This is a genomic window from Propioniciclava soli, from assembly GCF_014858005.1.
GTDB classification, from domain to species: domain Bacteria; phylum Actinomycetota; class Actinomycetes; order Propionibacteriales; family Propionibacteriaceae; genus Propioniciclava; species Propioniciclava soli.
The window spans coordinates 348,791-371,969 of record NZ_JACYOT010000006.1 but is presented as its reverse complement, the minus strand read 5'-3'; the positions used below and the strand labels follow the sequence as shown (position 1 = coordinate 371,969).

Sequence of the window (23,179 nt, the reverse complement as noted above, 5' to 3'; positions counted from 1 at the left end):
CCTGCCGGGGTGGCGGAATGGTATACGCGGACGGCTCAAACCCGTCTGGGCGCAAGCCTGTAGGGGTTCGAGTCCCCTTCCCGGTACCAGCGGCTCACGGAATCTCCGCGACCCGCAACGAGTTGGTCTTGCCGGCCGTGTGCTTGGGGTTGCCCGCCACGATGACGACCTTGTCCCCCGAACTGACCATGTCCTGGCCCACCAGCGCGTTGACCACCGCGTCCACCATGGCGTCCACCGTGAAGAACTCGGGCGTGGTGAAGGACTTGATGCCCCACGCCAGCGTCATGCGCTGCGCCACCTCCACGTAGGGGCTGAACGCGCACACCTGGATCGGCGAGCGCAGCCGGGTCAACCGCATCGCGGTGTCGCCCGTCTTCGTGAACGCGACCAGGTACCTCGCACCGACGCGCTCGGCCACCTCGAGCGCGGCCTTGGCGATGACACCACTGGTGGTGTGCGGGCTCCAGTCGATGGCTGCGATGCGGTCCAGGCCCATCGACTCCGTCTTGCGGACGATGCGGGCCATGGTGTCCACCGCCTCGATCGGCCAGGCGCCCATCGCCGTCTCGCCGGAGAGCATGACCGCGTCGGCTCCGTCCAGGATCGCGTTCGCGACGTCGGACGCCTCGGCGCGGGTCGGGCGCGGCGCGCTGATCATGGACTCGAGCATCTGCGTCGCCACGATCACCGGCTTCGCCGCCTTGCGCGCGGCGTGGATGATCCGCTTCTGCGCGCCGGGCACGTCCTCGAGCGGAAGCTCCACGCCCAGGTCGCCGCGGGCCACCATGATGGCGTCGAAGGCGACGACGATGTCCTCGATCGCCGCCATCGCCTGCGGCTTCTCGATCTTCGCGATGACCGGCACGCGCGTCCCGAACTCGTCCATGATCGCGTGGACATCCTCGATGTCCTTCGCAGACCGCACGAACGACAGCGCGACCATGTCGACGCCGTGCTCCATGGCCCAGCGGAGGTCGTCGGCGTCCTTCTCGCTCAAGGCCGGCACCGACACCGCGACGCCGGGAAGGTTGATGCCCTTGTTGTTGCTGACCTGACCGCCGACGACGACCTCGGTCACCACGTCGGTGTCGGTCACTTCCAGCGCCCGCAGCTCGATGGCGCCGTCGTTGATCAGGATCTGGTCGCCCGGACGCACGTCGGCGGTCAGGGTCTTCAGCGTGGTGCTGGCGCGCTCCGCGTCACCCGGCACGTCGTCGATCGTGATCGTGAACCGGTCGCCGACCGAGATCGTCTCGCTGCCGTTGGTGAACCGACCGAGCCGGATCTTCGGGCCCTGCAGGTCGGCGAACACGCCGATGGGGCGGCCCGCCTGCTCGGCCGCCTGCCGGACGGCGTTCAGCCGACGCTGGTGGTCGTCGTGGTCGCCATGGCTCATGTTGAGACGCGCCACGTTCATGCCCGCGTCCACAAGCTCCTCGACACGATCGAGCGTGTCGGTCGAGGGGCCGAGGGTGCACACGATCTTGGCGCGTCGGTTGGGAAGTCCGTCGTTCTTCAGCTTGGCCACGCCTGCAGGCTAGCGCACCGACGTTGTCATTCCGTTACCTCGTTGACCCGTTGCACGCGGAAAGCGGAGTCCCGTTGCACCCGGTCACCCGTAGGGGTGGGCATACCTCTCAGGACGCCTCGGCGACGTGGGCGAGGGCGTCCGCCAGGTCGGCCGGATACGGGGAGGTGAACGTGACCCACTCACCCGACCCGGGGTGCACGAACGACAGCTCCACGGCGTGGAGCCACTGCCGCTCCAGGCCCAGCCGCGCCGCCAACACCGGATCCCCGCCATAGAGCGGATCGCCGACGCAGGGGTGCCTGAGCGCGGCCATGTGGACGCGGATTTGGTGCGTCCGCCCGGTCTCGAGGTGCACCTCGAGCAACGTGGCGGAGCGGAAGGCCTCCAGGGTGTCGTAGTGCGTCACGCTGTGCCGCCCACCCTCGATGACGGCCATCTTCCAGTCGTGGCCCGGGTGGCGGGCGATGGGCGCATCGATCGTGCCGGTGAACGGGTCGGGGTGGCCCTGCACCAGCGTGTGGTAGACCTTCTCGACCTCCCGGTCACGGAACGCGCGCTTCAACGCCGTGTACGCCGGCTCACTCTTGGCCACCACCATGAGGCCGGACGTCCCCACGTCCAGCCGCTGCACGATGCCCTGGCGCTCGGGCGCACCCGAGGTCGAGATGCGAAACCCGGCACCGGCGAGGTGGGAGACCACGTCCGGCCCGTCCCAGCCCAGCGAGGGGTGGGCGGCGACGCCGGCCGGCTTGTCCACCACCACGAGGTCGGCGTCGTCGTGCACGATGCGGACGCCGGCGACCTCGCGGGGCACGACGACGGCCTCGCGCGGTGCGGGGATCTCGAGCTCCAGTCGATCCCCCGCCGCAACCCGGGCCGACTTGCCCACGGCCTCACCGTTCAGCCGCACCAGGCCGTCGGCGATGAGCTCGGCCAGCCGACTGCGGCTCACCCCCGTCATGCGCGCGGCGGCGGCGTCCACACGCTCCCCGGCCAGGCCGTCGGGCACCAGGTGGACGCTCACGGCGCCTTCTCGGCCGAGGCGTCCGTCGTCGTGTCAGGTTCCGTCGCGGTCGACGCACCACCCATGTCGACACCGGTCACCACGGCCAGCCACCCGATCGTCACGGCGGCGAAGGTGATGCCCATGTCGGCCACGTTGAAGATCGCGAAGTGCGGCAACTGCAGGAAGTCGACCACGTGGCCGTGCGCGAACCTCGGCGGGCGCACCAGCCGGTCGGTCAGGTTGCCGAGGATCCCCGCCAACAGCAGACCGAACGCGGCGGCCCAGCCGCGGTGCCGCGTCCGAGGCACCAACCACGCCAGCACGAAGACGAGCGCGGCAGCGGAGATGGCGGTGAGGACGACCGTGAAGTCCTCCCCCAGGCTGAACGCCGCACCCGGGTTGAAGATGAGCTGCAGCCGCAGCAGCCCGCCCAACAGGACGGGTGGGTCGCTCGGGTCGAGGTACGTGATCGCGAGGTGCTTGGTGAGCTGGTCGATGCCGTAGCCGACGAGGCCGATCGTCAGCACGATCGCCCAGACCGCCCGGCGCCCGACGGTTCCCCCACGGGGGCGGGATGCGCTCAGCGCCGTTCCTCCCGCTGCTTGCAGCTCACGCACATCGTGGCGCGGGGGAAGGCCATCAGCCGATCCTTGCCGATCGGGTTGCCGCACGACTCGCAGACGCCGTAGTGACCGGTGTCGAACAGGCGCAGGGCCGTTTGGGCCTGCTCCAGCAGGTCGCGCGCGTTCTGCGCCAGGGACATCTCCTGGTCGCGCTCGAAATTCGAGGAGCCCACGTCGGCGGGATCCCGCCCGGCCCCTTCGGTTCCCTCGTCGAAGAGCCGCTCGAGCCCGCGCGCGCTCTGCGCGAGCGCTCGCTCCATCCGCTGGACGTCGAACTCGAGATCCTCGCGCACCTCCGCGAGCTCCTCCTCGGTCCAGGGCTCCTCGCCCTCTGCCACGGGCACGACGGGCCCCTGCCCCCCGGCAGTCTTGGCCATGGGTCACCTCCACCTTTCACGTGGGCTGCGGCCGAACAGTACCACTGGTCGGCGCGCGCGGCAGCCTGCCCTTCCTCCGGGGAGATGCTGGGCGCTGCGACGACCGCGCCACAGCACGGCGAACAAGGACGATGCCCCGGGGGGCCGGGTTCACTCCCCCTTGGCGAGGAGGGCGTCCAACCGGGGCGTGGCGGAGTGGCCGCGAACGTCCTCGGCCAGCAGCGAGGGCTCGTCGTCCGGCCGGATGCGGCCTCCGACGACGGCCTCGATCTGCCGCTGGAGCGACTCCACGAAGGACGCCCGGTAGCGCGCCTCGTGGTCACGGAGGTGGTCCACCGCCCCGGCCAGGGCGTCGCGCTCGGATTCGAGCGTCGCGAACAGCTCCTCCCGGCGGGCGGCCACGTCGGCGTCCAGCCGCGCCGCGCGGGCCTCGGCCTCACCGGCCACGGCGTCCGCGGTCGACCGGGCCTCGGACTCGATGCGCTCGGCGCGGTCGGTGGCCTCGGCCACCACAACGCGGGAGCGCTCCTCGGCCTCCGACGTCACACGCTCCGCCTCGGCGCGGGCCTGCCCGCTGACACGCTCGGCCTCGGCACGGGCCTCGCCCGACAACCGGTCGGCCTCCGCCCGCGCCTCTGCGGTCAACCGGTCGGCCTCGGCGCGCGCCTCGGCGACGAGGCTCTCGGCCTGCTCCGTCGACAGCTGCACCAGGCGGACCACCGCCGGGGACGCCTCCGCGGCCGTCCGCACGACGATCTGCTCGGCACCGGGCGTGCCCGACGTCTCCGGAACCGCGGCACCTGCCTCGGCCGCCGCACGCAGCTCGGCCACTTCCTGGCGCAGGGACGCCAGCTCCGCGTCCCGGGCGCCGAGCTCGCCGCGCAGCAGCTCGGCCTCGTCCCCGCCGCTCGCCAACGTGGCCCGCACCGACTCCAGCTCGGACGCTCGCCCGGCGGCCTCCTCGTCCTTGGCCCGCAGCGCCTCGTCGCGCTCGACCAGCTCGCGTCGGGCGTCCGCCAACTCGGCACGCAACGCCTCCAGCTCGGCCGCGGCGCCGGCGTCCGCCTCGCCCCGGGAGCCGTCGTCCGCCCCGGGGTCAGCCGGTGCGGCCCCGCCCGCGGTCAGCGCACTGACCTGCTGGGTGAGGGTGGCGTTCTCCTCCACCAGTTCGGCCAGCGTCGTCTCCACCTTATCGACGAACGCGTCGACCTCCGTGTGGTGGTACCCACCGCGCTTGGACATGTGGAAGCGGGTCTCGCGCACCTCGTGGAGGGTCAGGGTCATGGTCACACCTCGCTGCTGGGGGAGGAGCGGATGGGCTCCGCTCCGGCGGAATCAGGGTAGTGCAGAAGAACCGGGCCGCACCAACAGATCACCGTGGTGGGGAAATGTGCGCGGGGCGGCCCGGGCTGACCGGGCGGGGGCCGGCCGGTCAGGGGGAGAGTGAGCGCTCAGCTCTGGTTGAAGAAACCCCCGGCGATGCGCTCCTTGTCCTCCGCGGCCACCTCGACATCGGCCGGGGAGAGCAGGAAGACCTTGCTCGTGATCCGCTCGATGCTGCCCCGCAGGCCGAAGATCAGGCCGGCGGCGAAGTCGACGAGACGCTTGGCGTCAGCGTCCTCCATGTCGGAGAGGTTCATGATCACGGGCGTGCCGTCGCGGAAGTGCTCGCCGATCGTGCGGGCCTCGTTGTAGGTGCGCGGATGCACCGTGACGATGCGGCTGAGATCGGCGCGCGCCTTGACGGGGGCGGGGCGCCGCGTCTCGAGCGCGGTCACGCTGCCCTCGCGCACGGGCTCCACCGCACGGTGGTCACGCTCGACGCGCTGGTCGTACTCGCCACTTCCGTCGCGGGACGGATCGCGATCGCGATCGGCATCGGGGTCGTAGGCGACCGCAGCGGTGCGTTCGGCGTCGTCGCGCTCGTCATCGGGATACGGGGAATCGGACATCAGGCCGAGCCAGACGGCAGCCTTCTTGAATCCATCCGCCATGGGACACCTCCGGGATCGTGGTCACGAAAACCTTAGCGGGTGGGCGGCGCGCCGCCTCGTGGCACGCCGGGCGCGCCGCCAGGCACCCGTGACTCACCCGCCCCCAGGCTCAGCCGCACCCGGGCCTCAGCCACGCCAGATGAGCCCCACCTGGCGCCCCGCCCCCGGGTCGCGCCGGTGGCTGTGCAGCGTCGGGGTGGTCAGCGTGCAGCCGGGCACGACGGTCACGGCGGCGCCGGCCTCGGCGAGCTGGCGCGCCGCGGCAGCCCCGAGGTCGATCCCAGTCGTGCCCCACCGGGTGCGGGGCACCGGCACGCCGAGGCGGGCGGCGGCGTCCGCGGCCAGCTCGGGCGGCACCTCGTAGCAGGCGCCGCAGATGTGCGGGCCGATCCAGGCCCGCAGCGGCGCCGCGCTCCGCTCACGCAGGCGGGCCACCGCGGCGCCGATCACCCCGGCGAGCAGCCCGGCGCGCCCGGCGTGCACGGCGGCGACCGCCCCGCCGTCGGCGGCGGCCAGCAGGATGGGCACGCAGTCGGCGACGCGGACGGCGACGGCCAGGCCCCGCCGGCTCGTGAGCACGGCGTCCGCCTCGACCCCGAGGTCCACCAACCCGGACGCCACCAGGGGCGCCTGGTCGGCGTCGGCGACCGCCGCGCCGTGCACCTGACCGACGATGGCCACCGGCACCCCGAGCGACTGCGAGAGACGCGCGAAGGCATCCGCGCGCGCCGCGCCGGTCTGCCGGTCGCCCAGGTCGAGCTCCGCCGAGGTGAACGCGACCCCGACACCGTCGGCGCCGGGGTCGCTGTGGTGGTGGAACATCACCGCAGAGCAGAGAAGGTGCGGGTCACCAAGAGCTGAGTCACTTCAGGAAGTCCGGGACGTCCAGCTCATCGTCGGCCGGCTCGGGACGCCGCGGTGCGGGCCGCTGCTGCGGCGTCGGCTGCGCGGCCTGCGGGACGCCCCCGGGCTGGCCCGCCTGCCCGCCGGCACCCGACTGGCCCACTCCTGACTGGCCGCCCTGGGCGGAGCCGAAGCCCTGGCCCTGGCCGCCGCCCTGGCTCGGGGCACCCTGGTTCGGCGCGCCCTGGCTCGGAGCGCCCTGGCCACCCTGCGGGCGCTGGCCCGAACGCTGCTGCTGGCGCAGGTCGGGCTGCCGGGTCACCCCGGGCTGGCGGCGCGGCGGCTGGCCGCCGTCGAAGCCGGCCGCGATGACCGTCACGCGCACCTCGTCGCCGAGGGAGTCGTCGATGACCGTGCCGAAGATGATGTTGGCGTCCTCGTGCGCCGACTCCTCGATGAGGTTGGCGGCCGCAGACACCTCGAACAGACCGAGGTCGGAGCCACCGGCGATCGCGAGCAGCACACCGTGGGCACCGTCGATCGACGCCTCGAGCAGCGGGCTCGAGACGGCCATCTCGGCGGCAGCGCGGGCGCGGTCCTCACCGCGGGCCGAGCCGATGCCCATGAGGGCCGAGCCTGCGTTGCTCATGACCGCCTTGACGTCGGCGAAGTCGAGGTTGATCAGGCCCGGGGTGGTGATGAGGTCCGTGATGCCGGAGACACCCTGCATCAGCACCTGGTCGGCCTGCTTGAAGGCGTCGAGGATGGCGACCTGGTGATCGGTCATCTCGAGCAGCTTGTCGTTGGGGATGACGATGAGGGTGTCGACCTCGTCGCGCAGGTTCGTGATGCCGCTCTCGGCCTGGTTCGCGCGGCGCTTGCCCTCGAAACCGAAGGGGCGCGTCACCACACCGATCGTCAGCGCGCCCAGCGAGCGGGAGATCCGGGCGACGACCGGGGCGGCGCCGGTGCCGGTGCCGCCGCCCTCACCGGCGGTGACGAACACCATGTCGGCGCCCTTGAGCACCTCTTCGATCTCGTCCGCGTGGTCGTCGGCAGCTTGGCGGCCCTTGTCGGGGTCGGCGCCCGCGCCGAGGCCGCGGGTGAGTTCGCGGCCGATGTCGAGCTTGACGTCCGCGTCGCTCATCAGGAGGGCCTGGGCGTCGGTGTTCACCGCGATGAACTCCACACCCCGCAGGCCGGACTCGATCATGCGGTTGACGGCGTTGACGCCACCCCCGCCCACGCCCACGACCTTGATCACTGCCAGGTAGTTCTGAGATGCACTCACCACGGGGTCTGCTCGTTCCTCGCTCGTTGTTCCGGGTCTGCCCACCCGGGCTCGGCTGGGCGCAGGGAAGGCGTCGAGGCGAGTGGACTGCTCACAGGTTAGTGAGGACGAACAAGGCGAGTCCATCACGCCCGACGCCCTCGGCGCGCCCCTCAACCCGGGGTTGAGAGTTCCCGGTGGCGGCCGTCGGCGCCTCCGTCAGCGGCTGGTCGGGTGGCTGGGCGCGGACACGTCCAGGACGCGTCCGGACACCCCCAGCAGCGGCTGCACGACGCGGCCCTTGAGCTCCGAATCCTCCGGCCCGCCCCACACGATGCGCCGGCCGTCGGTGAGGGTCAGCGTGATCGAGTCCAGCGTGTCCGCGCCGATCACGTCCACCAGATCGCGCACCGGGGGCGGCAGGCTGGCCGCGACCGTGGCGAGGCCCGCGAGCAGCTCGGTGTCGTTGATGGCAGACCCCCGGGCCAGCAGGACGCCGTCAGGCCGCTCCGTGCCGCTGTGGAACGGGACGCCCTCGGCGTCGACCGACACGTAGTTGCGGCCGATCTCCAGCGCGATGACAGGCTCGCGCTCGGTCACGGCGACGGTCACCGTATGCGGGAACCGGACGCCGACGCGCACGTCCGCGACCGGGGGCAGCTCCCGGACGCGCTCGGCGATCTCGTCGGTCTCGATCCGGGCGAGCGGCTGGCCGAGCGGCACCTGCGCCGCGGCGACCACCTCGTCGTGGGTGAGGACGACCAGACCCTCGGTGGCGACCTCGTCGGCGGAGAACACCGACGACCACCCCATGAGCCAGGCGGCCCCGCCGACCAGCGCCACGAGGGCCACCAGCACCCCGGCGATCCGGACCCGCCGCAGCAGCCGGGCGCGAGCCCGGCGCCGGCGCGCACCGGTGACGTCCACGAGTGGTTCGGTGACGCGCGTCATGGCCGCTCCCCCAGCCGGGCCAACAGCAGCGGGCCGAGGGTGGTGACGTCGCCGGCGCCGAGGGTCACGACGAGGTCACCGGGCCGCAGGGCCGGGGCGAGGGCGTCCGCCGCCTCGACGAGCCCGGCGGCCGCCACCGGCGCCCGGCCGGCCCGCGCCAACGGCTCGGTGAGCAACGCCGCGGTGACGCCCGGGAAGTCGGCGGCGTCCTCGCGCGCGGGGTAGATGGCGCACACCACCACCACGTCGGCGGCCGCGAGCGCGTCGACGAACGCGTCGGCGAAGTCCCGCGTGCGGCTGAACAGGTGCGGCTGGAACGCCGCCACCAGCCTGCCGCCCGGCACCACCCGGGCCCTGGCCGCCGCCAGGGCCGCGGCGACCTCGGTGGGGTGGTGGGCGTAGTCGTCGTAGACCACCACGCCGTGGCTCGTGCCCTTGTACTCGAACCGGCGCTGCGTGCCCGCGAACGAGCCCAGCGCCGCGCGCAGCGCCGCGCCGTCGTGGCCGAGCGCGCGGCCCACGGCGTAGGCGGCCGCCGCGTTGTGGAGGTTGTGGCGCCCGGGCACGGCGAGCGCGAGCGCACCGTCGTCGCCAGCTGCCACCAGACGCGCGCCGGTGGCGTCCGGGGTGAGCGTGACGTCGACGAGGCGGACGTCGGCGTCCGCCGCCTCACCCACCCGCACCACCGCCGTGCCCGCCGCGGCCAGCTCGGCAGCGAGCGCGGGGGTGTGGGGGTCGTCGGCCGACAGCACGACCGTGCGGACGCCCTCGGCGCCGGCCATCTCGGCGAAGCCGGCGACGTAGCGCTCCGGGGTGCCCCAGTTGTCCAGGTGGTCGGCCTCGATGTTGGTGACGACCACGATCTCGGCGGGGTACTGCAGGAAGGAACCGTCGGACTCGTCGGCCTCGACCACGAAGGCCTCCCCCGTGCCGAGCGCCGCGCTCTCCCCCGTGGCCGCGAGTGGGGAGCCGATGACGTAGCCGGGGTCGGCGCCCACCCCGACGAGCATCGTCGCGACCATGCCCGCGGTGGTCGTCTTGCCGTGCGTGCCGGTGACGGCGACGCCACGGCGGCCCAGCATCAGGGCCCCGAGGGCCGCCGAACGGTGCCACACCCGCAGCCCACGCCGGTGGGCCTCGGCCAGCTCGGGGTTCCCGGGCCGGATGGCGGAGCTCGCCACGACGGTCGACGCATCCCCCAGCTGGGCGGCGTCGTGGCCGACGAAGGTGCGGACGCCCAGGTCGGCCAGGTGGCGCAGCGTGGGGCTGTCGTCGCGGTCGGAGCCCGAGACCGGCACGCCGAGCGCGTGGTAGGCCGCGGCGATGCCGCTCATGCCGGCGCCGCCGATCGCGATGAAGTGGACGGGCCCCACCTGCGCGGCGGGGGTGAGCGGTACGGGGCGCAGCAGCGGCATGTCAGCGCCCCCGCGCCACGTCGAGCACCAGGCGGGCCAGGTCGGACGCCGCGTCGGCGGGCACGAGCCCGCGGCAGGCGTCCGCCATCGCGGCCAACCGGGCCGGGTCGGTGAGGATGGGCAAGACCTCGGCCAGCAGCCGGTCGGCGTCGAACTCGGCGTTGGGCACGAGCACCCCAGCCCCGCCCTCCACCAGGAACGTGGCGTTGCGGGCCTGCTCGCCGTTGCCGTGCGGGAGCGGGACGAACACCACGGGCAGGCCGACCGTCGCGGTCTCGACGACGGTGCCGGCCCCGGAGCGGCCCACCATCAGGTCGGCCGCGGCGTAGGCCGTCTCCATGGCGTCCACGTAGCCGACGGGCCGGTAGGTGGCACCGGTGCCGGGGTCGGTGACCGCGGTGTGGGCGTCGGTGATGTTCTTGGGGCCCAGCACGTGGAGGACGTCCACGCCCGCGGCGAGCAGCCGCTCGCGCGCACCCGTCACCGCGGTGTTGATCGCCACCGCGCCCTGGGAGCCGCCGCTGACCAGCAGCAGCGGCCGGTCACCGGTGAACCCCAGCGACGTCCGGGCCTCAGCCCGCGCCGACGCCCGGTCGAGCTCGGTGATGGCGGCGCGCACCGGCAGGCCGACGTGGCGCGCCCCCGGCAGCGGCGTACCCGGGAACGACACGGCCGTGATCGCTGCGAAGCGGGCGGCCACCTTGTTGGCGAGGCCCGGCACCGCGTTCTGCTCGTGGATCACCACGGGCGTCCGGCGCAGCGCCGCCGCCAGGTAGACCGGCAGCGACACATAGCCGCCGAAGCCGACCACGGCGTCCGCGGCCACGTCATCGAGAATCGCGCGGGCCTGCCGCACGGCGCCCCACAACCGGCCGGGCACCGCCAGCAGCTCGGGGGTGGGCTTGCGCGGCAGCGGCACGGGCGGAATCATCCGCAGCTCCAGCCCGGCGGCGGGAATCACCCGCGACTCGAGCCCCTTCGGGGTGCCCACCACCGTGAGCCGGACGCCGGCGTCCGCCTCGCGCAGGCGCTCGGCGGTGGCGATGAGGGGGGACGTGTGCCCGGCGGTGCCGCCGCCGGCCAGCACGAGGGAGACGGTGCCCGTCACGGTGTTTCCTCTCAGGACCGGCCCGGCAACACCGCGGAGAAACGGCGCTTCGGGGCCTTGGATCGAAGCGTGGCGCGGCGCTTCAGCCACGCCTTGGCGTCCGGCTCGTCACGCGCGCAGGCGACGAGGACGCCGAGCGCCATGACGTTGGCCAGCAACGCCGAACCGCCGTAGGAGACGAGCGGGAGCGGCACGCCCAGCACCGGCAGCAGGCCGAGCACCACCATGACGTTGACCAGGGCCTGCATCATGATCCAACTCGTCACGCCGGCGGCGACGAGCCGTCCGAAGAAGGTCGAGCTGCGCAGCGCGATCCGGACGCCGGCGTAGCCGAGGATCACGAACAGCAGGAGCACCACCAGGGTGCCCACCAGCCCGAGCTCCTCGCCGATGATGGCGAGCACGTAGTCGGTGTGGGCCTCGGCGAGGCTGCCCCACTTCTGCCGGCTCGAGCCCAGCCCGACCCCCCACCACCCGCCGGTGGCCAGGCCGTACAGGGCCTGCATCGGCTGGTGGTTGATGCCCGTCAGGTCGGATCCGGGGTTCAGGAATCCGAGGATGCGGTCGACGCGCGACCGGTTGGCCAAGACCAGCGTGCCGAGAGCGCCGGCGATGAGCACCGCCAGGGTCCCCAGCACCCGCAGGGGCGCCCCCACGCACCAGAGCACCGCCACGACGAGGCCACCGAGCAGGATCGCCGTGCCCAGGTCGTGCTGCAGCACCACCAGCCCGATCAACAGCAGCGAGAACGGCAGGAAGGGCACCAGCAGGTGCTTGGGCTGGTCGAGCAGGCGGCGCTTGTTGGCCAGCACCGCCGAGCCCCACACGACGATCGCCAGCTTGGCGAACTCGGCGGGTTGCACGCGCAGCATCGAGTTGGCGCCGCCCAGGTTGAGCCAGTTGTTGTTCCCGCCGACGCCGTAGCCGAGCGGGGTGAAGGTGAGGGCCAGCAGCAGCCCGGCCACGCTGAACACGAGCCAGCCGAGCCCCCGCAGCCGGTCGACCGGGATGCGTGAGGTGACCCACCCCGCCACCAACGCGACGCCGAGGAACACGAGGTGCCGCCGCATGAAGTAGAACGCATCGCTGAACTGGGTGTAGCTGAACACGGTGGACGCCGACCACACCATGATCGAGCCGAGCGCGAGCAGCAGCCCCGAGGCGGTGAGGACGAGCACGATGTCGGCCATCGGGTGGTTCAGCCAGGCCGACGCCCGGTCGGAGAACCGCGTGCGGGCGTCCGACCGCGATCGGGAGGTGGCCCGCGGTGGCTTGCCCGGTGTCAGGATCGCCACGCCCCGTCCCCCTTCGTTCTCGTCCTTGCCCGTTTCGTGACGGCCCGTCTCGTCACGCGTGCCGAAGACGACCCACCGCGGCGGTGAAGTCCCGCCCGCGAGCGTCGTACCCGGGCCACATGTCCTTGCTCGCGCACCCCGGCGCCAGCAGGACGACATCGCCCGGTCGGGCCAGCCCGGCGGCTGCCCGCACGGCCTCGTCCATCGCCCCAGTCTCCCCCGAGTCGATGACGATGACCGGGACTTCCGGCGCGTGTCGAGCCAGCGCGTCGGCGATCACCCCGCGGTCCACCCCGAGCAGCACCGCGCCGCGGAGCTTGGCCCCGTAGGTGGCCACTAGTTCGTCGAAGGTCGTGCCCTTCGCCTGCCCGCCGGCGACCCACACGATCGCGTCGAACGCGCGCATCGAGGACGCCGCCGCGTGCGGGTTGGTCGCCTTCGAGTCGTCCACCCACGTCACCCCGTCGACCTCGCCGACGGTCTGGATGCGGTGGTCGCCGAGGTGCAGGTCGGTCAACCCCTGGGCCACCGCCTGCGGCGGCACGCCGAAGCTGCGGGCCAGGGCGGCCGCGGCCAGGGCGTTCTCGACGTTGTGGGGGGCGTAGGGCCGCACGTCGGACAGGTGGGCCAGCGGCATCGCCGAGTCGCGGCGCTGCGCGACGAACGCCCGGTCGACGAGCAGGTCGTCGACCACGCCCAGCATCGAGACGGCCGGCACCTCGAGCCGGAAACCGATGGCCCGGGCACCCTCGGTCACGTCGGCGTCCGCCACCATCTGCTCGGTCATGGGGTCGGCCACGTTGTAGACGCAGGCGTGGGTGACCCGGGAGTAGATCTTGGCCTTGTCGGCCGCGTAGGCCGCCAGCGGGTCGGCCTCGTGGGCGTACCACTCCAGGTGGTCGGGCTGGAGGTTGAGCACCGCGGCCGAGTGCAACGCCAGCGACTCCGACCAGTGGAGCTGGAAGCTGGAGAGCTCCACGGCGAGCACGTCGTAGTCGATCTCGTCCAGCAGCGCCTCGATGATGGGGCGCCCGTAGTTGCCCACCGCCGACGTCCGCAGGCCGGCGGCCGAGAGCATCGACTCCAGCATGGCGGTGGTGGTGGTCTTGCCGTTGGTGCCGGTCACGCCGAGCCACGGCACGACGCGGTCGGGCTGCATCATGCGCCACGCCAGCTCCACCTCGCCCCACACCGGGACGCCGCGGGCGGCGGCCTGCGCGAGCAGCGGCGCCGTGGGGCGCCAGCCGGGCGAGGTGACGACGAGGTGGACGCCCTCGGGCAGGGTCGCGGTGGCGCCCGGGCCGAGCGTCACCTCGACGTCGAGGCGGCGGAGCAGGTCGGCCTTCTCGGCGTTGGCGTCCGAGGGCGACTCGTCGAGCACGATGATGCGGCCCGCGCCGAGCGCCATGAGGCCGTCCGCCGCCGCGAACCCGGACGTGCCGAGCCCGGCCACCACGACGGTGGCCTCGCGCCAGGGGGAGAGACGGTCTGCGTCCGCCAGCCAGGTGAGGGTACTCACGGCAGACCCGCCACCCACTCGGTGTAGAACACGCCGAGACCGGCGGCGATGAAGATGCCGCAGATGATCCAGAACCGGACGACGACGGTCTGCTCGGCCCACCCCTTCATCTCGAAGTGGTGGTGCAGCGGGGCCATCTTGAACAGCCGCTTGCCGCCGGTGAGCTTGAAGTAGCCCACCTGCAGCACCACCGAGAGCGTGATGATGACGAACATGCCGCCGAGGATGACGACGAGCAGCTCGGTGCGCGTCATGATCGCCAGGCCGGCCACCGCCGCGCCCAGCGCCAGCGAGCCGGAGTCGCCCATGAAGATCTTGGCCGGCGAGGTGTTCCACCACAGGAAGCCGAAGCACGCGCCGGCGAGCGCGAACGAGATCGCCGCCAGGTCGATGGGGTCGCGCACCTGGTAGCACTGCGGCCCAGCGGTCATGATCTGGGAGCACCACTGGTTGTACTGCCAGATGTTCACCAGCGCGTAGGCGGCGAACACCATCATGCACAGCCCGGTGGCCAGGCCGTCGAGGCCGTCGGAGAGGTTCACCCCGTTGCTCAGGGCGGCGATGATGAAGATGATCCAGATCATCGCCAGCCACACCGGCAGCTGCAGCCAGCCGATGTCGCGCAGGAACGACACGGCGGGGCTGGCCGGGGTGACGCCGCGCTCGTCGGGGAACTGGAACACCAGGTAGGCGAACGCGACGCCGATGAGCCCCTGCAGCACCAGCTTGCCCTTGCTGTCGAGGCCCAGGCTGCGCGCCCGGGAGATCTTGATCCAGTCGTCGAGGAAGCCGACGAAGCCCATGCCGGCGAACAGCCCCAGCAACAGCAGGCCGGACGCCGTGGGCGGGCGCCAGAAGAGGAGGTGGGCGAGCGCGTAGGCCAGCAGCACCGCGATGATGATCGCGATGCCGCCCATGGTGGGCGTGCCCTTCTTCTTGAGGTGCTCCACCGGCCCGTCGTCGCGGACGTACTGGCCGTACCCCTTGCGCACGAGCAGCCCGATCGCCACCCGCGTCCCGATCAGCGTGCCGAGCAGACCCAGCACGCCCGCGGTCAACACCATCACCACTGCCGTGCTCCTTCCGCTCGCTCGACCAGGGCTCCCCGCGCCGGCGCGTCGGCGACCAACGCGTCCGCCACCCGCTCGAGGGCCAGCCCGCGCGAGGCCTTGACGAGCACCACGTCGGACGCCCCGAGCGCACCCCGCAGGTGCGCGACCAGCTCCTCGACGGACCCAAAATAGCGAGCCGGACGCCCCGAGGGCGCGAATCCGGCCACCAGGTCGGGCCCGAACTCCCCGATGGCGACCAGCTCGTCGACCTCCAGCGTGGCCGCGAGCGCGCCCGCCTCGCGGTGGGCGGCGGCGGCGTCCGGGCCGAGCTCCAGCATGTCGCCGAGCGCGGCCACGACGCGGCCCCCGGGACGCCGCAGGCGCGCCACGGCGACGAGGGCGGCCGACATCGAGTCGGGGTTCGCGTTGTAGGCGTCGTTGAGGATGGCGAGGCCGTCGGGGCGCTCGGCCAGCTCCATGCGCCAGCGCGAGCGCGCCGTGGCGTGGCTGAGGGCGTCGGCGACGGCGTCCAGCCCCAAACCCGCGGACACCCCGACCGCGGCGGCGGCGACGGCGTTGGAGACCTGGTGCTCGCCGAGGACGCGCAGCGCGACGGGCGCGCTGGCCGGCTCGCGACCGGCGCCGGCGGCGTGGAGCGTGACGCGGTGGCGCTGCAGGTCGTCGGCAGCGACGTCCGAGGCCCACACCCGCAGGTCGGCCCCGGTCTCGGCCGGGTCGTGCCGCGTGGAGAAGGCCGCGACGCGCGCCGAGGTGCGCAGCGCCATCGCGATGACGCGGGGGTCGTCGGCGTTGAGGACGGCCCACCCGGTGGGGGGCAGCGCCTCCACCAGCTCACCCTTGGCGAGCGCGATCTGTTCGATCGAGCCGAACTCGCCCAAGTGGGCGTGCCCGACGTTGAGCACGGCCCCGACGGCCGGCGGCGTGACGCGGCACAGCCAGGCGATGTGCCCGAGCCCCCGGGCCCCCATCTCGGCGACCAGGTAGCGGGTGGCGGCATCCACGCGGCAGGCCGTCAACGGCGCACCGATCTCGTTGTTGAACGAGCCGGGCGGCGCCACCGTGGGCCCGGCCGCCTCCAGGACGGCCGCCACCAAGTCCTTGGTGGAGGTCTTGCCCGAGCTGCCCGTGATGCCCACCACGACCAGCCCGGACGCGGTGGCGCGCCCGACCACGTCGGTCGCCAGCGCGGCCAGGGCGGCCACCGTGTCGGGCACGACGACCTGCGGCACGTCGACCGCCACGGGCCGGGTGACGAGCGCGGCCGCGGCGCCGGCGTCCGCCGCCGTGGCGACGAAGTCGTGGCCGTCGACGCGCTCCCCCGGCAGCGCCACGAACAGGGCGCCGGGGTGCACCGCGCGTGAGTCGATGACCACCCCCGGGCCGACGCGACGCGTCGGATCGACGCCCGGCGCCACCTGCCCGCCGACCGCCTCCGCCAGCGCCCCCACCGTCATCGGTTCCATGCCCTCAGTCCCCTCCGACCTCGCGGACCACCGCGACGTCGTCGAACGGGCTCGTGCGCCCGTCGATCTCCTGCCCCTGCTCGTGCCCCTTGCCGAGCACGGCCACCCAGTCTCCCGCGCGGGCCCGTCCGAGCGCCATCGCGATCGCGGCGCGGCGGTCACCGCCGTCGACGACCTCGACGCCGGGCCCCGCGGCGCTCCTCGCGCCCGCAAGCACCGCGGCGCGGATGGCGCCGGGCCGCTCGCTGCGGGGGTTGTCGTCGGTCACCACGACGAGGTCGGCGTGACGGGCCGCGGCCTCCCCCATGGGGCCGCGCTTGCTCGGATCCCGATCACCCCCGGCGCCCAGCACGGCGATCCGGCGGCCCGTCCGGGGCAGCGCGGCCAGTGCCGCACCCACCGCCTGCGGGGTGTGCGCGAAGTCGACCACCACGTGGGGGCGCCCCACGCCCAGCTCGACGCGCTGCATGCGACCCGGCACCTGCGCGTCGGCGAGCCCCGCCGCGGCGGCGTCCACATCGCCGCCCGCGGCACCCACCAGGGCCAGCGCGGTCACGGCGTTGGCGACGTTGAAGTCGCCGAGCATCGACAAGGAGAAGTCGGTCTCGCCCTGCGGGTGACGCAACCGGACGCGCCAGCCGCCGGCCTCGTCGGGCGTGGCCGCCAGGACGCGGTGGTCGGCGTCCACGCCGAGCGTGGTGACCAGGCGGGCGCGGCCGTCCGCGCGCACCAGCTCGGCGAGCCGGGCGCCCCAGGCGTCGGCGGTGTTGACCACGGCGTGGGCCGCCCGGCCCGTGGTGAAGAGCTGCGCCTTCGCGGCGAAGTACTCCTCCATCGTGTGGTGGAACTCCAGGTGATCCTGCCCCAGCATCGTGAAGCCCACGGCGTCGAAGTCGATCGCGTCCACCCGGGCCAGCGCCAGGGCATGGCTGCTGACCTCCATGGCCAAGGTGTCGGCCCCGGCCGCGACGAGCCGGGCCAGCAGGGCCTGCAGGTCGGGCGACTCCGGGGTCGTGATGGTGGAGCGGGCGGCCTCGACGGGCACCCCGCCGACGCGGAAGCCGATGGTGCCCACCGTGGCCACCCTCCGGCCCAACGCCGCCCAGGCCGCCTCCAGCAGGAAGACCGTGGAGGTCTTGCCGTTGGTGCCGGTCACCCCGAAACAGTCGAGGCGTTCGGCTGGGCGGCCGTGCACGTCGGCAGCCAGGCCCGCCATGGCGGCGCGGGGGTCGTCCACGACGACGAGAGGGAGCCCGGCGTCCGCGGCGAGGGCCGCGCCGGCGGCGTCCGTGAGCAGGGCGACCGCGCCTGCGCGCGCGGCGTCCGCGGCGAAGGCGGCCCCGTGCGCGCGTTGGCCGGGCAGCCCCACGTAGAGGTCGCCGGGCGCCACGCGGCGTGAGTCGAGCGTGACGCCGGTCACGGAGCCGGGGGCCCCGGGCACCAGGGAGGCCAGCGGGACGCCGGCCGGTGCGGTCGGACGGTCGGTCACCGCGTCACTCCCCCACGATGAGCGGCAACTGCTCGGTGGGGACGTCCTCGCTCGGGCGGACGCCGAAGCGCGGCAGCGCCAGGGACATGATGTCGCGGTAGACGGGCCCCGCCATGCCGAGGCCGGCGCCCTGGGTGTCGGGCCGGGCGATGAGCACGTACACGACGATCTGCGGATCCTCGACCGGCGCCACGCCGATGATGGACGCCACCTGGCCGGAGTAGCCGGCGCCGGTGGAGATGCGGGCCGACCCGGTTTTGGCGCCCGTCCGGTAGCCGGGGATGCCGATCTGGTCGTCGTTGGCGATGGTGCGCTGCTCCATCATGGCGACCACCTCGCGGGCGGCCTGCTCGGAGACGACGCGGTGCGTCGCGGGCTCCGCAGCCGGGGTGTAGGTGCCGTGGGTGTCGGTGGTGCCGGCGATGATGCTGGGTGCCGTGTAGACGCCGTCGTTGGCCAGCGAGGCGACGGCGGCCGCCATCTGCACCGAGCTGACCGACAGGCCATAGCCGAAGGCCATCGAGTCGGCCTGGTAGCTCGGCATGCCGACCGGCGGCACGCTGCCGGACGCCTCGCCGGGCAGGCCGAGCGTGGTCGGCTGCCCCAGCCCGAACTTGAGCATGTAGTCGCGCAGCACGTCGGGATCCATGGAACGGGCGGCGGTGATGGCCCCCACGTTGGACGACTTCACCAAGATCCCGCGCGTGGTGATGTCGATGTCGTCGTGGCGGAAGGCGTCCGTGACGTGGTGATCGCCGACCTGGACGTCCTTGCCGATGTGATAGGCCGTGTCGGGCGTCGTCAGGCCCGCGTCGAGCAGGGACGCCAGCGTCAACACCTTCTGCACCGAACCGGGCTCGTAGGTCGCCTCCACGGCGCGGTTGCCGGTGTCGGCGCTGTTGGCAGCACCGGGGTTGTTGCTGTCGAAGCTGGGGTAGTTGGCCAGGGCCAGCAGCTCACCGGACTCCGCATCCATGACGAGCGCTGCGCCCCAGTTGCCGCCCACCTCGTCCACGCGCGCCGCGAGCCGCTGCTCGACCATCCACTGCAGGTCTGAGTCGAGGGTGAGCTGGAGGTCGTCGCCGTCGACCGCCGGCGTCAGCTGCTGGTTGCCGAGCGGGATGCGGCCGTTCGGGGAGGTCTCGTAGCTCTCGCGGCCCGGCGTCCCGGCCAAGGCGTCCTGCCGGGCGTACTCCAGCCCCATCAGGCCCTTGCCCTCGCTCATCGAGCCGATGACGTTGGACGCGAGCGTGCCCATCGGGTACGTCCGGCGGGGGTTGGCCTCGCGGAACACGCCAACGTAGTCACCCGCGTTCAGCTCCGCGAGCAGGTCGACCCAGGTGGACGAGGGGATCTGCCGGGCCAGCAGGGTGTAGCGCAGCGGCACCTCCTCGCCGGTGGCGTTGGTGGTGGTGCTCTGGCGCAGCTTGGCCTCGATCTCGGCCGCGTCCCCCCCGGTGTGGGCGGCGATGATCGCCGCCATCTCGGTGGGGGCCACCGCCGCCCGCGCCCGGTCGCTCTCCCGCATCGCCTCGGGCTCCTTGCCGTTGGTGGCGATCATCGTGGGGTCGGCGATCACGTTGACGGTGTCCTCGGTGAAGGCCAGCACATTGCCGTTGCGGTCGGTGATCTCGCCCCGCTGCGCCGGCACATCGCGGGTCCGCGTCATCTTGGACGCGGCCTCCTGCGCCATCGCGCTCGCGCTGAGCACCTGGATCTGGACGGCCCGCGCCCCCACCACCGAGAACATGATGGCCACGAGCAGCGCCATCGTCCGTAGCCGGAAGGCCGAGGACGCCAGCGGCACCCGGCCCGGTCGGGGCGCCGTCCGCCGCGGCGTCGGACGGCTCTGGGTCACGGCTGGGCCTCTCCGGTGGTGGTCTGGTCACCACCAGTGTCACCGACACCCCCGGCGGCGGCGTCCGGCGACGCGCCGTCCCCGGCGACATCCGCTGCGGCGTCCTGGGTGGCGGCGTCCTGGGTGGCGGCGTCCGCGTCCGGGCTGACGGCCGGCGCGGGCAGACCCTCGGCTGCCTGGCCCTCGACGGGGGCCGCCTCGAGCGGCACCTCCGGCTCGGGCGGGGGCGGGGGCAGGACGCGGAGGCTGGGGATCTCCCCGCCGGACACGGGGGTGGCCTCACCGACGACGGTGCCCGTCTCGAGGTCGATGAAGACGCCGTAGGGGTTGGGCACCATGCCGAGCTCGGTGGCGCGCCGCGCAAGCTCGCGGGGGGCCTGGGCCGCGTAGAGCTGCGCCTCGAGGTCGCTCACGCGGTAGCCCAGCTCGGTGGCCTCGCGCTGCGCCTGCCGCACCTCGAACGACTGGTTCTGCAACGTCGTGATGAAGAACAACAGCCCCACCGCGCCGCCGGCGAACAGGGCCACCATGAACAGCCCGAACGGCAGCGACGCCATGCGCGGCGTGCGCGTGGGCAGACCGCGCAGCCGGGGCTCCTGCGCCGCGGGGCTCTGGCGGGTGGTCGCGCGCGGGGTCGGGTTGACGGTCATGCCGCCACCTCCTTCAGACGTTCGGTGGCCCGCAGCCGGGCGGAGGCTGCGCGCGGGTTGGTGGCGCACTCGGCGGCATCGGGCCGCTCCGCACCCCGGGTGAGCTGCCGGAACTTGGCCCGGTGCTCGGGCGGCACCACGGGCAGGCCGCGCGGGGCGGTGTCCGTGGTGGCGTGCGCAAAGGACTGCTTCACCAGCCGGTCCTCCAGCGAGTGGTAGGCGAGGACGGCGAGGCGTCCGCCGGGCGCGAGGGCGGCCAGGGCCGCGGGCAGCAGGCCGGCGAGGGCGTCCAGTTCACCGTTCACCTCGATGCGCAGGGCCTGGAACGTCCGCTTGGCGGGGTGGCCCCCGGACGCCCGCGCCGCAGCGGGGATGGCGTCCGACAGCACCTGTACCAGGCGGGCGCTCGTGGTGAAGGGCTCCTCGGCCCGGGCGGTGACGATGCGGCGGGCGATGCGGTCGGCGAAGCGCTCCTCGCCGTAGGTGCGCAGGATGCGGGTGAGCGCGGCGGCGTCGTAGGTGTTGACGACGTCGGCGGCACTCAGCCCCTCGCCCTGCCCCATGCGCATGTCGAGGGGGGCGTCCACCGCGTAGGCGAAACCGCGGTCGGCGCGGTCGATCTGCAGGGAGCTGAGCCCGAGGTCGGCCAGGATCGCCTCGACGCGAGGGGTGCCGAGGTCATCCAGCACGTCGGGAAGCTCGTCGTAGACGGCGCGAACCAGCGTGACGCGGTCGCCGAACCGGGCGAGCCGCTCACCGGCGACCTCGAGGGCGTCCGGGTCGCGGTCGATGCCCACGAGCCGGGCCTGCGGGCAGGCGTCCAGCACCGCCACGGCGTGACCGGCCAGGCCGAGGGTGCCGTCGACGTAGGTGCCGCCGGAGGCCAGCGCCGGGGCGAGCAGCGCGACGATGCGGTCGAGCATCACGGGCACGTGGCCCTGGTGCGCTGCCTGCATCGTCTCGCTCCTTTCTCCTCCGTCCGGGGAACGGGGTTTCGATCCGGAGCGACCGCCTGCCACCGGGGAAGTGGTGTCAGGGAGTCGTCCCGGGTCGAAGCCTCACCCTCCGGCCGGCGCCTGCGTGATCTCGGCGTCCAGCGAGCTGAACTTCTCGTCCTGCGCGGTCTCATAGGCCTGCCAGGCCCCGAGATCCCAGAGCTCGATGCGGTTGAACGCGCCGATGACCGCGATGTCCTTGTCGAGCCCCGCATAGGCCCGCAGCAGCGGCGGCACCGTGACGCGACCCTGCTTGTCCGGCGTCTCCTCGGACGCCCCCGCCGCGAACGTGCGCTGGAAGTCCCGGATGTCGCGGACCGTCGGGGAGCCCGTCAGGGCGACCTCCGCCTGCCGCGCGAACTCCGCCGGCGTGAAGATCGACAGGCAGCGCTCCTGACCCTTGGCGATGATCAGCCCTCCTGCCAGTTCGTCGCGGAATCGTGCGGGGAGGACGAAGCGGCCCTTCTCGTCCAGCTTCGGGGTGTGGGTGCCCAAGAACATCGGCGCCCCTTCCCCTCGGCCTTCCCAAGTCCTCCACTTACCTCCACATTTACCCACATTCCTCCACTTCTTTCAATCCCCCGCGGGTCTCGACGTCCGCGCACCTCCCCGATCGCCGCCACGGGCGGGCGATGAATCGGTTCAGGACCCTCCCGGGGCGGAGAGGTGGATGGATGTGGAGGGAGTCGGGGAAGGGCCGTGATCGTCGACCCCGCCGGGTCGAGGATCGCCCGCTAGGGTGGGCGCCGTGACGAACCCGCTCTCCGTCGACGTCTCGGGGGCCGCCGCCCTGGCCGATCGGCTCACCGCCAACGTGGGCGCCGTGATCGAGGGCAAGCCGGAGACCGTCGAGATGGCCCTGGTGGTGCTGCTGGCCGGCGGGCACCTGCTCATCGAGGACGTCCCCGGGGTCGGCAAGACCATGCTCGCGCGGGCGTTGGCCTGCTCCATCGACGGCTCGGTGCGGCGCATCCAGTTCACCCCCGACCTGCTGCCCGGCGACATCACCGGCGTGGCGGTGTTCAACCCCCAGAGCCGCGCGTTCGATTTCAAGCCGGGCGGGGTGTTCGCCAACGTCGTCATCGGCGACGAGATCAACCGCGCCTCGCCGAAGACGCAGTCGGCGCTGCTGGAGGCGATGGAGGAGCACCACGTCTCGGTGGACGGCACCACCCACGCCCTGCCCGAGCCGTTCATGGTGTTCGCCACCCAGAACCCGATCGAGATGCAGGGCACCTATCCCCTGCCGGAGGCGCAACGCGACCGCTTCATGGCCTGCGTGTCGATGGGCTACCCCTCTCGCGAGGCCGAGCTGGCCATGCTCGACCACCACGGCGCGGCCAACCCGCTCGACGACCTCATCGCCGTCACCGACGGGGCGGAGGTGCTCGCGGCGCGCGAGGTCGTCCGCCGCGTCTACGTCCATCCGGCCCTCAAGGCGTACGTGGTGGACATGGTCGCGGCCACCCGCACCCACGCCGCCCTGCGCCTCGGCGCCTCCCCCCGCTCGTCGCTGCAGCTGCTCCGGGCCGGACGCGCCCGCGCAGCGATGCGGGGCCGTGGCTTCCTGATCCCCGAGGACGTCTCCTCCCTCGCCGGCGCCGTGCTCGGCCACCGCGTCCTGGTGCACTACCGGGCACAGGCGACGGAGGGGTCCGCCGCCCAGGTGGTCGCCGAGATCGTCCGTTCGATCCCCGCCCCCCGGCGCACCTGAGG

General features: G+C 73.3%; 21 protein-coding genes and 1 tRNA gene. 2 read left to right on the top strand and 20 right to left on the bottom strand.

Annotated features, from left to right (window positions below):
• Positions 1–3 precede the first annotated feature (3 nt).
• A tRNA-Leu gene (locus IFY26_RS08765) sits at positions 4–89 on the top strand.
• Positions 90–94: 5 nt separating this feature from the next.
• On the opposite strand, the gene pyk is transcribed toward IFY26_RS08765, so the two are convergent.
• The 20 genes from pyk to mraZ all read right to left on the bottom strand — a co-directional run bounded on the left by pyk (position 95) and on the right by mraZ (position 21,964).
• Positions 95–1,531, bottom strand: coding sequence for a pyruvate kinase (gene pyk / locus IFY26_RS08760; RefSeq protein WP_232548603.1), 1,437 nt, complete (start codon positions 1,529–1,531; stop codon positions 95–97).
• Between the two features lie 109 nt (positions 1,532–1,640).
• The gene (locus IFY26_RS08755) at positions 1,641–2,558 is read right to left on the bottom strand and encodes an RluA family pseudouridine synthase (protein ID WP_232548602.1); all 918 of its coding nucleotides are present in this window, start codon (positions 2,556–2,558) and stop codon (positions 1,641–1,643) included.
• The gene (locus tag IFY26_RS08750) at positions 2,555–3,124 is read right to left on the bottom strand and encodes a signal peptidase II (protein ID WP_332836175.1); all 570 of its coding nucleotides are present in this window, start codon (positions 3,122–3,124) and stop codon (positions 2,555–2,557) included. The genes IFY26_RS08755 and IFY26_RS08750 overlap by 4 nt, the downstream gene beginning before the upstream one ends.
• Complete coding sequence (locus tag IFY26_RS08745; RefSeq protein ID WP_232548600.1) at positions 3,121–3,540, bottom strand: TraR/DksA family transcriptional regulator; 420 nt, start codon at positions 3,538–3,540, stop codon at positions 3,121–3,123. Before IFY26_RS08745 ends, IFY26_RS08750 begins: the two co-directional genes overlap by 4 nt.
• Before the next feature lie 150 nt (positions 3,541–3,690).
• Positions 3,691–4,824: a DivIVA domain-containing protein gene (locus IFY26_RS08740; RefSeq protein WP_232548599.1), complete on the bottom strand. Its 1,134-nt coding sequence runs from the start codon at positions 4,822–4,824 to the stop codon at positions 3,691–3,693.
• 167 nt (positions 4,825–4,991) lie between these two features.
• A complete protein-coding gene (locus IFY26_RS08735; protein WP_232548598.1) occupies positions 4,992–5,534 on the bottom strand; it encodes a cell division protein SepF in 543 nt (180 codons plus the stop codon).
• A 126-nt stretch (positions 5,535–5,660) separates the two neighbouring features.
• Positions 5,661–6,356, bottom strand: a complete 696-nt coding sequence (locus IFY26_RS08730; protein ID WP_232548597.1) for a purine nucleoside phosphorylase YfiH/LACC1 family protein — start codon at positions 6,354–6,356, stop codon at positions 5,661–5,663.
• A 40-nt stretch (positions 6,357–6,396) separates the two neighbouring features.
• Positions 6,397–7,671, bottom strand: a complete 1,275-nt coding sequence (ftsZ, locus tag IFY26_RS08725; RefSeq protein WP_232548596.1) for a cell division protein FtsZ — start codon at positions 7,669–7,671, stop codon at positions 6,397–6,399.
• Positions 7,672–7,866: 195 nt separating this feature from the next.
• Positions 7,867–8,598, bottom strand: coding sequence for a cell division protein FtsQ/DivIB (locus IFY26_RS08720; protein ID WP_232548595.1), 732 nt, complete (start codon positions 8,596–8,598; stop codon positions 7,867–7,869).
• Positions 8,595–10,013 carry a UDP-N-acetylmuramate--L-alanine ligase gene (murC, locus tag IFY26_RS08715; protein ID WP_232548594.1) on the bottom strand — a complete coding sequence of 473 codons (1,419 nt, stop codon included), beginning with the start codon at positions 10,011–10,013 and terminating at the stop codon, positions 8,595–8,597. Before murC ends, IFY26_RS08720 begins: the two co-directional genes overlap by 4 nt.
• A gap of 1 nt (position 10,014) precedes the next feature.
• On the bottom strand, positions 10,015–11,121 hold the full coding sequence (gene murG / locus IFY26_RS08710; RefSeq protein ID WP_232548593.1) for an undecaprenyldiphospho-muramoylpentapeptide beta-N-acetylglucosaminyltransferase: 1,107 nt from the start codon (positions 11,119–11,121) through the stop codon (positions 10,015–10,017).
• Between the two features lie 11 nt (positions 11,122–11,132).
• Positions 11,133–12,416 carry a putative lipid II flippase FtsW gene (gene ftsW, locus IFY26_RS08705; RefSeq protein ID WP_232548592.1) on the bottom strand — a complete coding sequence of 428 codons (1,284 nt, stop codon included), beginning with the start codon at positions 12,414–12,416 and terminating at the stop codon, positions 11,133–11,135.
• A 52-nt stretch (positions 12,417–12,468) separates the two neighbouring features.
• Positions 12,469–13,953, bottom strand: a complete 1,485-nt coding sequence (gene murD / locus IFY26_RS08700) for a UDP-N-acetylmuramoyl-L-alanine--D-glutamate ligase (protein WP_416046565.1) — start codon at positions 13,951–13,953, stop codon at positions 12,469–12,471.
• A complete protein-coding gene (gene mraY / locus IFY26_RS08695) occupies positions 13,932–14,999 on the bottom strand; it encodes a phospho-N-acetylmuramoyl-pentapeptide-transferase (protein ID WP_269779311.1) in 1,068 nt (355 codons plus the stop codon). Before mraY ends, murD begins: the two co-directional genes overlap by 22 nt.
• Positions 14,999–16,471, bottom strand: coding sequence for a UDP-N-acetylmuramoyl-tripeptide--D-alanyl-D-alanine ligase (locus tag IFY26_RS08690; protein WP_232548589.1), 1,473 nt, complete (start codon positions 16,469–16,471; stop codon positions 14,999–15,001). Before IFY26_RS08690 ends, mraY begins: the two co-directional genes overlap by 1 nt.
• Before the next feature lie 4 nt (positions 16,472–16,475).
• Positions 16,476–17,960 carry a UDP-N-acetylmuramoyl-L-alanyl-D-glutamate--2,6-diaminopimelate ligase gene (locus IFY26_RS08685; protein WP_232548588.1) on the bottom strand — a complete coding sequence of 495 codons (1,485 nt, stop codon included), beginning with the start codon at positions 17,958–17,960 and terminating at the stop codon, positions 16,476–16,478.
• 4 nt (positions 17,961–17,964) lie between these two features.
• Positions 17,965–19,818: a peptidoglycan D,D-transpeptidase FtsI family protein gene (locus IFY26_RS08680; protein ID WP_232548587.1), complete on the bottom strand. Its 1,854-nt coding sequence runs from the start codon at positions 19,816–19,818 to the stop codon at positions 17,965–17,967.
• Complete coding sequence (gene ftsL, locus IFY26_RS08675) at positions 19,815–20,468, bottom strand: cell division protein FtsL (RefSeq protein ID WP_232548586.1); 654 nt, start codon at positions 20,466–20,468, stop codon at positions 19,815–19,817. The genes IFY26_RS08680 and ftsL overlap by 4 nt, the downstream gene beginning before the upstream one ends.
• Positions 20,465–21,424 carry a 16S rRNA (cytosine(1402)-N(4))-methyltransferase RsmH gene (rsmH, locus tag IFY26_RS08670; protein ID WP_232548585.1) on the bottom strand — a complete coding sequence of 320 codons (960 nt, stop codon included), beginning with the start codon at positions 21,422–21,424 and terminating at the stop codon, positions 20,465–20,467. The genes ftsL and rsmH overlap by 4 nt, the downstream gene beginning before the upstream one ends.
• A gap of 102 nt (positions 21,425–21,526) precedes the next feature.
• Entirely contained in the window at positions 21,527–21,964 is a 438-nt protein-coding gene (gene mraZ, locus IFY26_RS08665) for a division/cell wall cluster transcriptional repressor MraZ (RefSeq protein ID WP_232548584.1), read from the bottom strand.
• Between the two features lie 238 nt (positions 21,965–22,202).
• On the opposite strand from mraZ, the gene IFY26_RS08660 reads away from it, so the two are divergent.
• A complete protein-coding gene (locus IFY26_RS08660) occupies positions 22,203–23,177 on the top strand; it encodes an AAA family ATPase (RefSeq protein ID WP_416046564.1) in 975 nt (324 codons plus the stop codon).
• Positions 23,178–23,179: the final 2 nt, after the last annotated feature.

Bases quoted from the DNA above. Each gene is read 5' to 3' on its own strand.
- IFY26_RS08745 (WP_232548600.1), bottom strand. From the start codon at position 3,540: ATGGCCAAGACTGCCGGGGGGCAGGGGCCCGTCGTGCCCGTGGCAGAG.
- IFY26_RS08740 (WP_232548599.1), bottom strand. From the start codon at position 4,824: ATGACCCTGACCCTCCACGAGGTGCGCGAGACCCGCTTCCACATGTCC.
- IFY26_RS08735 (WP_232548598.1), bottom strand. From the start codon at position 5,534: ATGGCGGATGGATTCAAGAAGGCTGCCGTCTGGCTCGGCCTGATGTCC.
- IFY26_RS08730 (WP_232548597.1), bottom strand. From the start codon at position 6,356: ATGTTCCACCACCACAGCGACCCCGGCGCCGACGGTGTCGGGGTCGCG.
- IFY26_RS08720 (WP_232548595.1), bottom strand. From the start codon at position 8,598: ATGACGCGCGTCACCGAACCACTCGTGGACGTCACCGGTGCGCGCCGG.
- murC (WP_232548594.1), bottom strand. From the start codon at position 10,013: ATGCCGCTGCTGCGCCCCGTACCGCTCACCCCCGCCGCGCAGGTGGGG.
- mraY (WP_269779311.1), bottom strand. From the start codon at position 14,999: ATGGTGTTGACCGCGGGCGTGCTGGGTCTGCTCGGCACGCTGATCGGG.
- IFY26_RS08690 (WP_232548589.1), bottom strand. From the start codon at position 16,471: ATGGAACCGATGACGGTGGGGGCGCTGGCGGAGGCGGTCGGCGGGCAG.
- ftsL (WP_232548586.1), bottom strand. From the start codon at position 20,468: ATGACCGTCAACCCGACCCCGCGCGCGACCACCCGCCAGAGCCCCGCG.
- rsmH (WP_232548585.1), bottom strand. From the start codon at position 21,424: ATGCAGGCAGCGCACCAGGGCCACGTGCCCGTGATGCTCGACCGCATC.
- mraZ (WP_232548584.1), bottom strand. From the start codon at position 21,964: ATGTTCTTGGGCACCCACACCCCGAAGCTGGACGAGAAGGGCCGCTTC.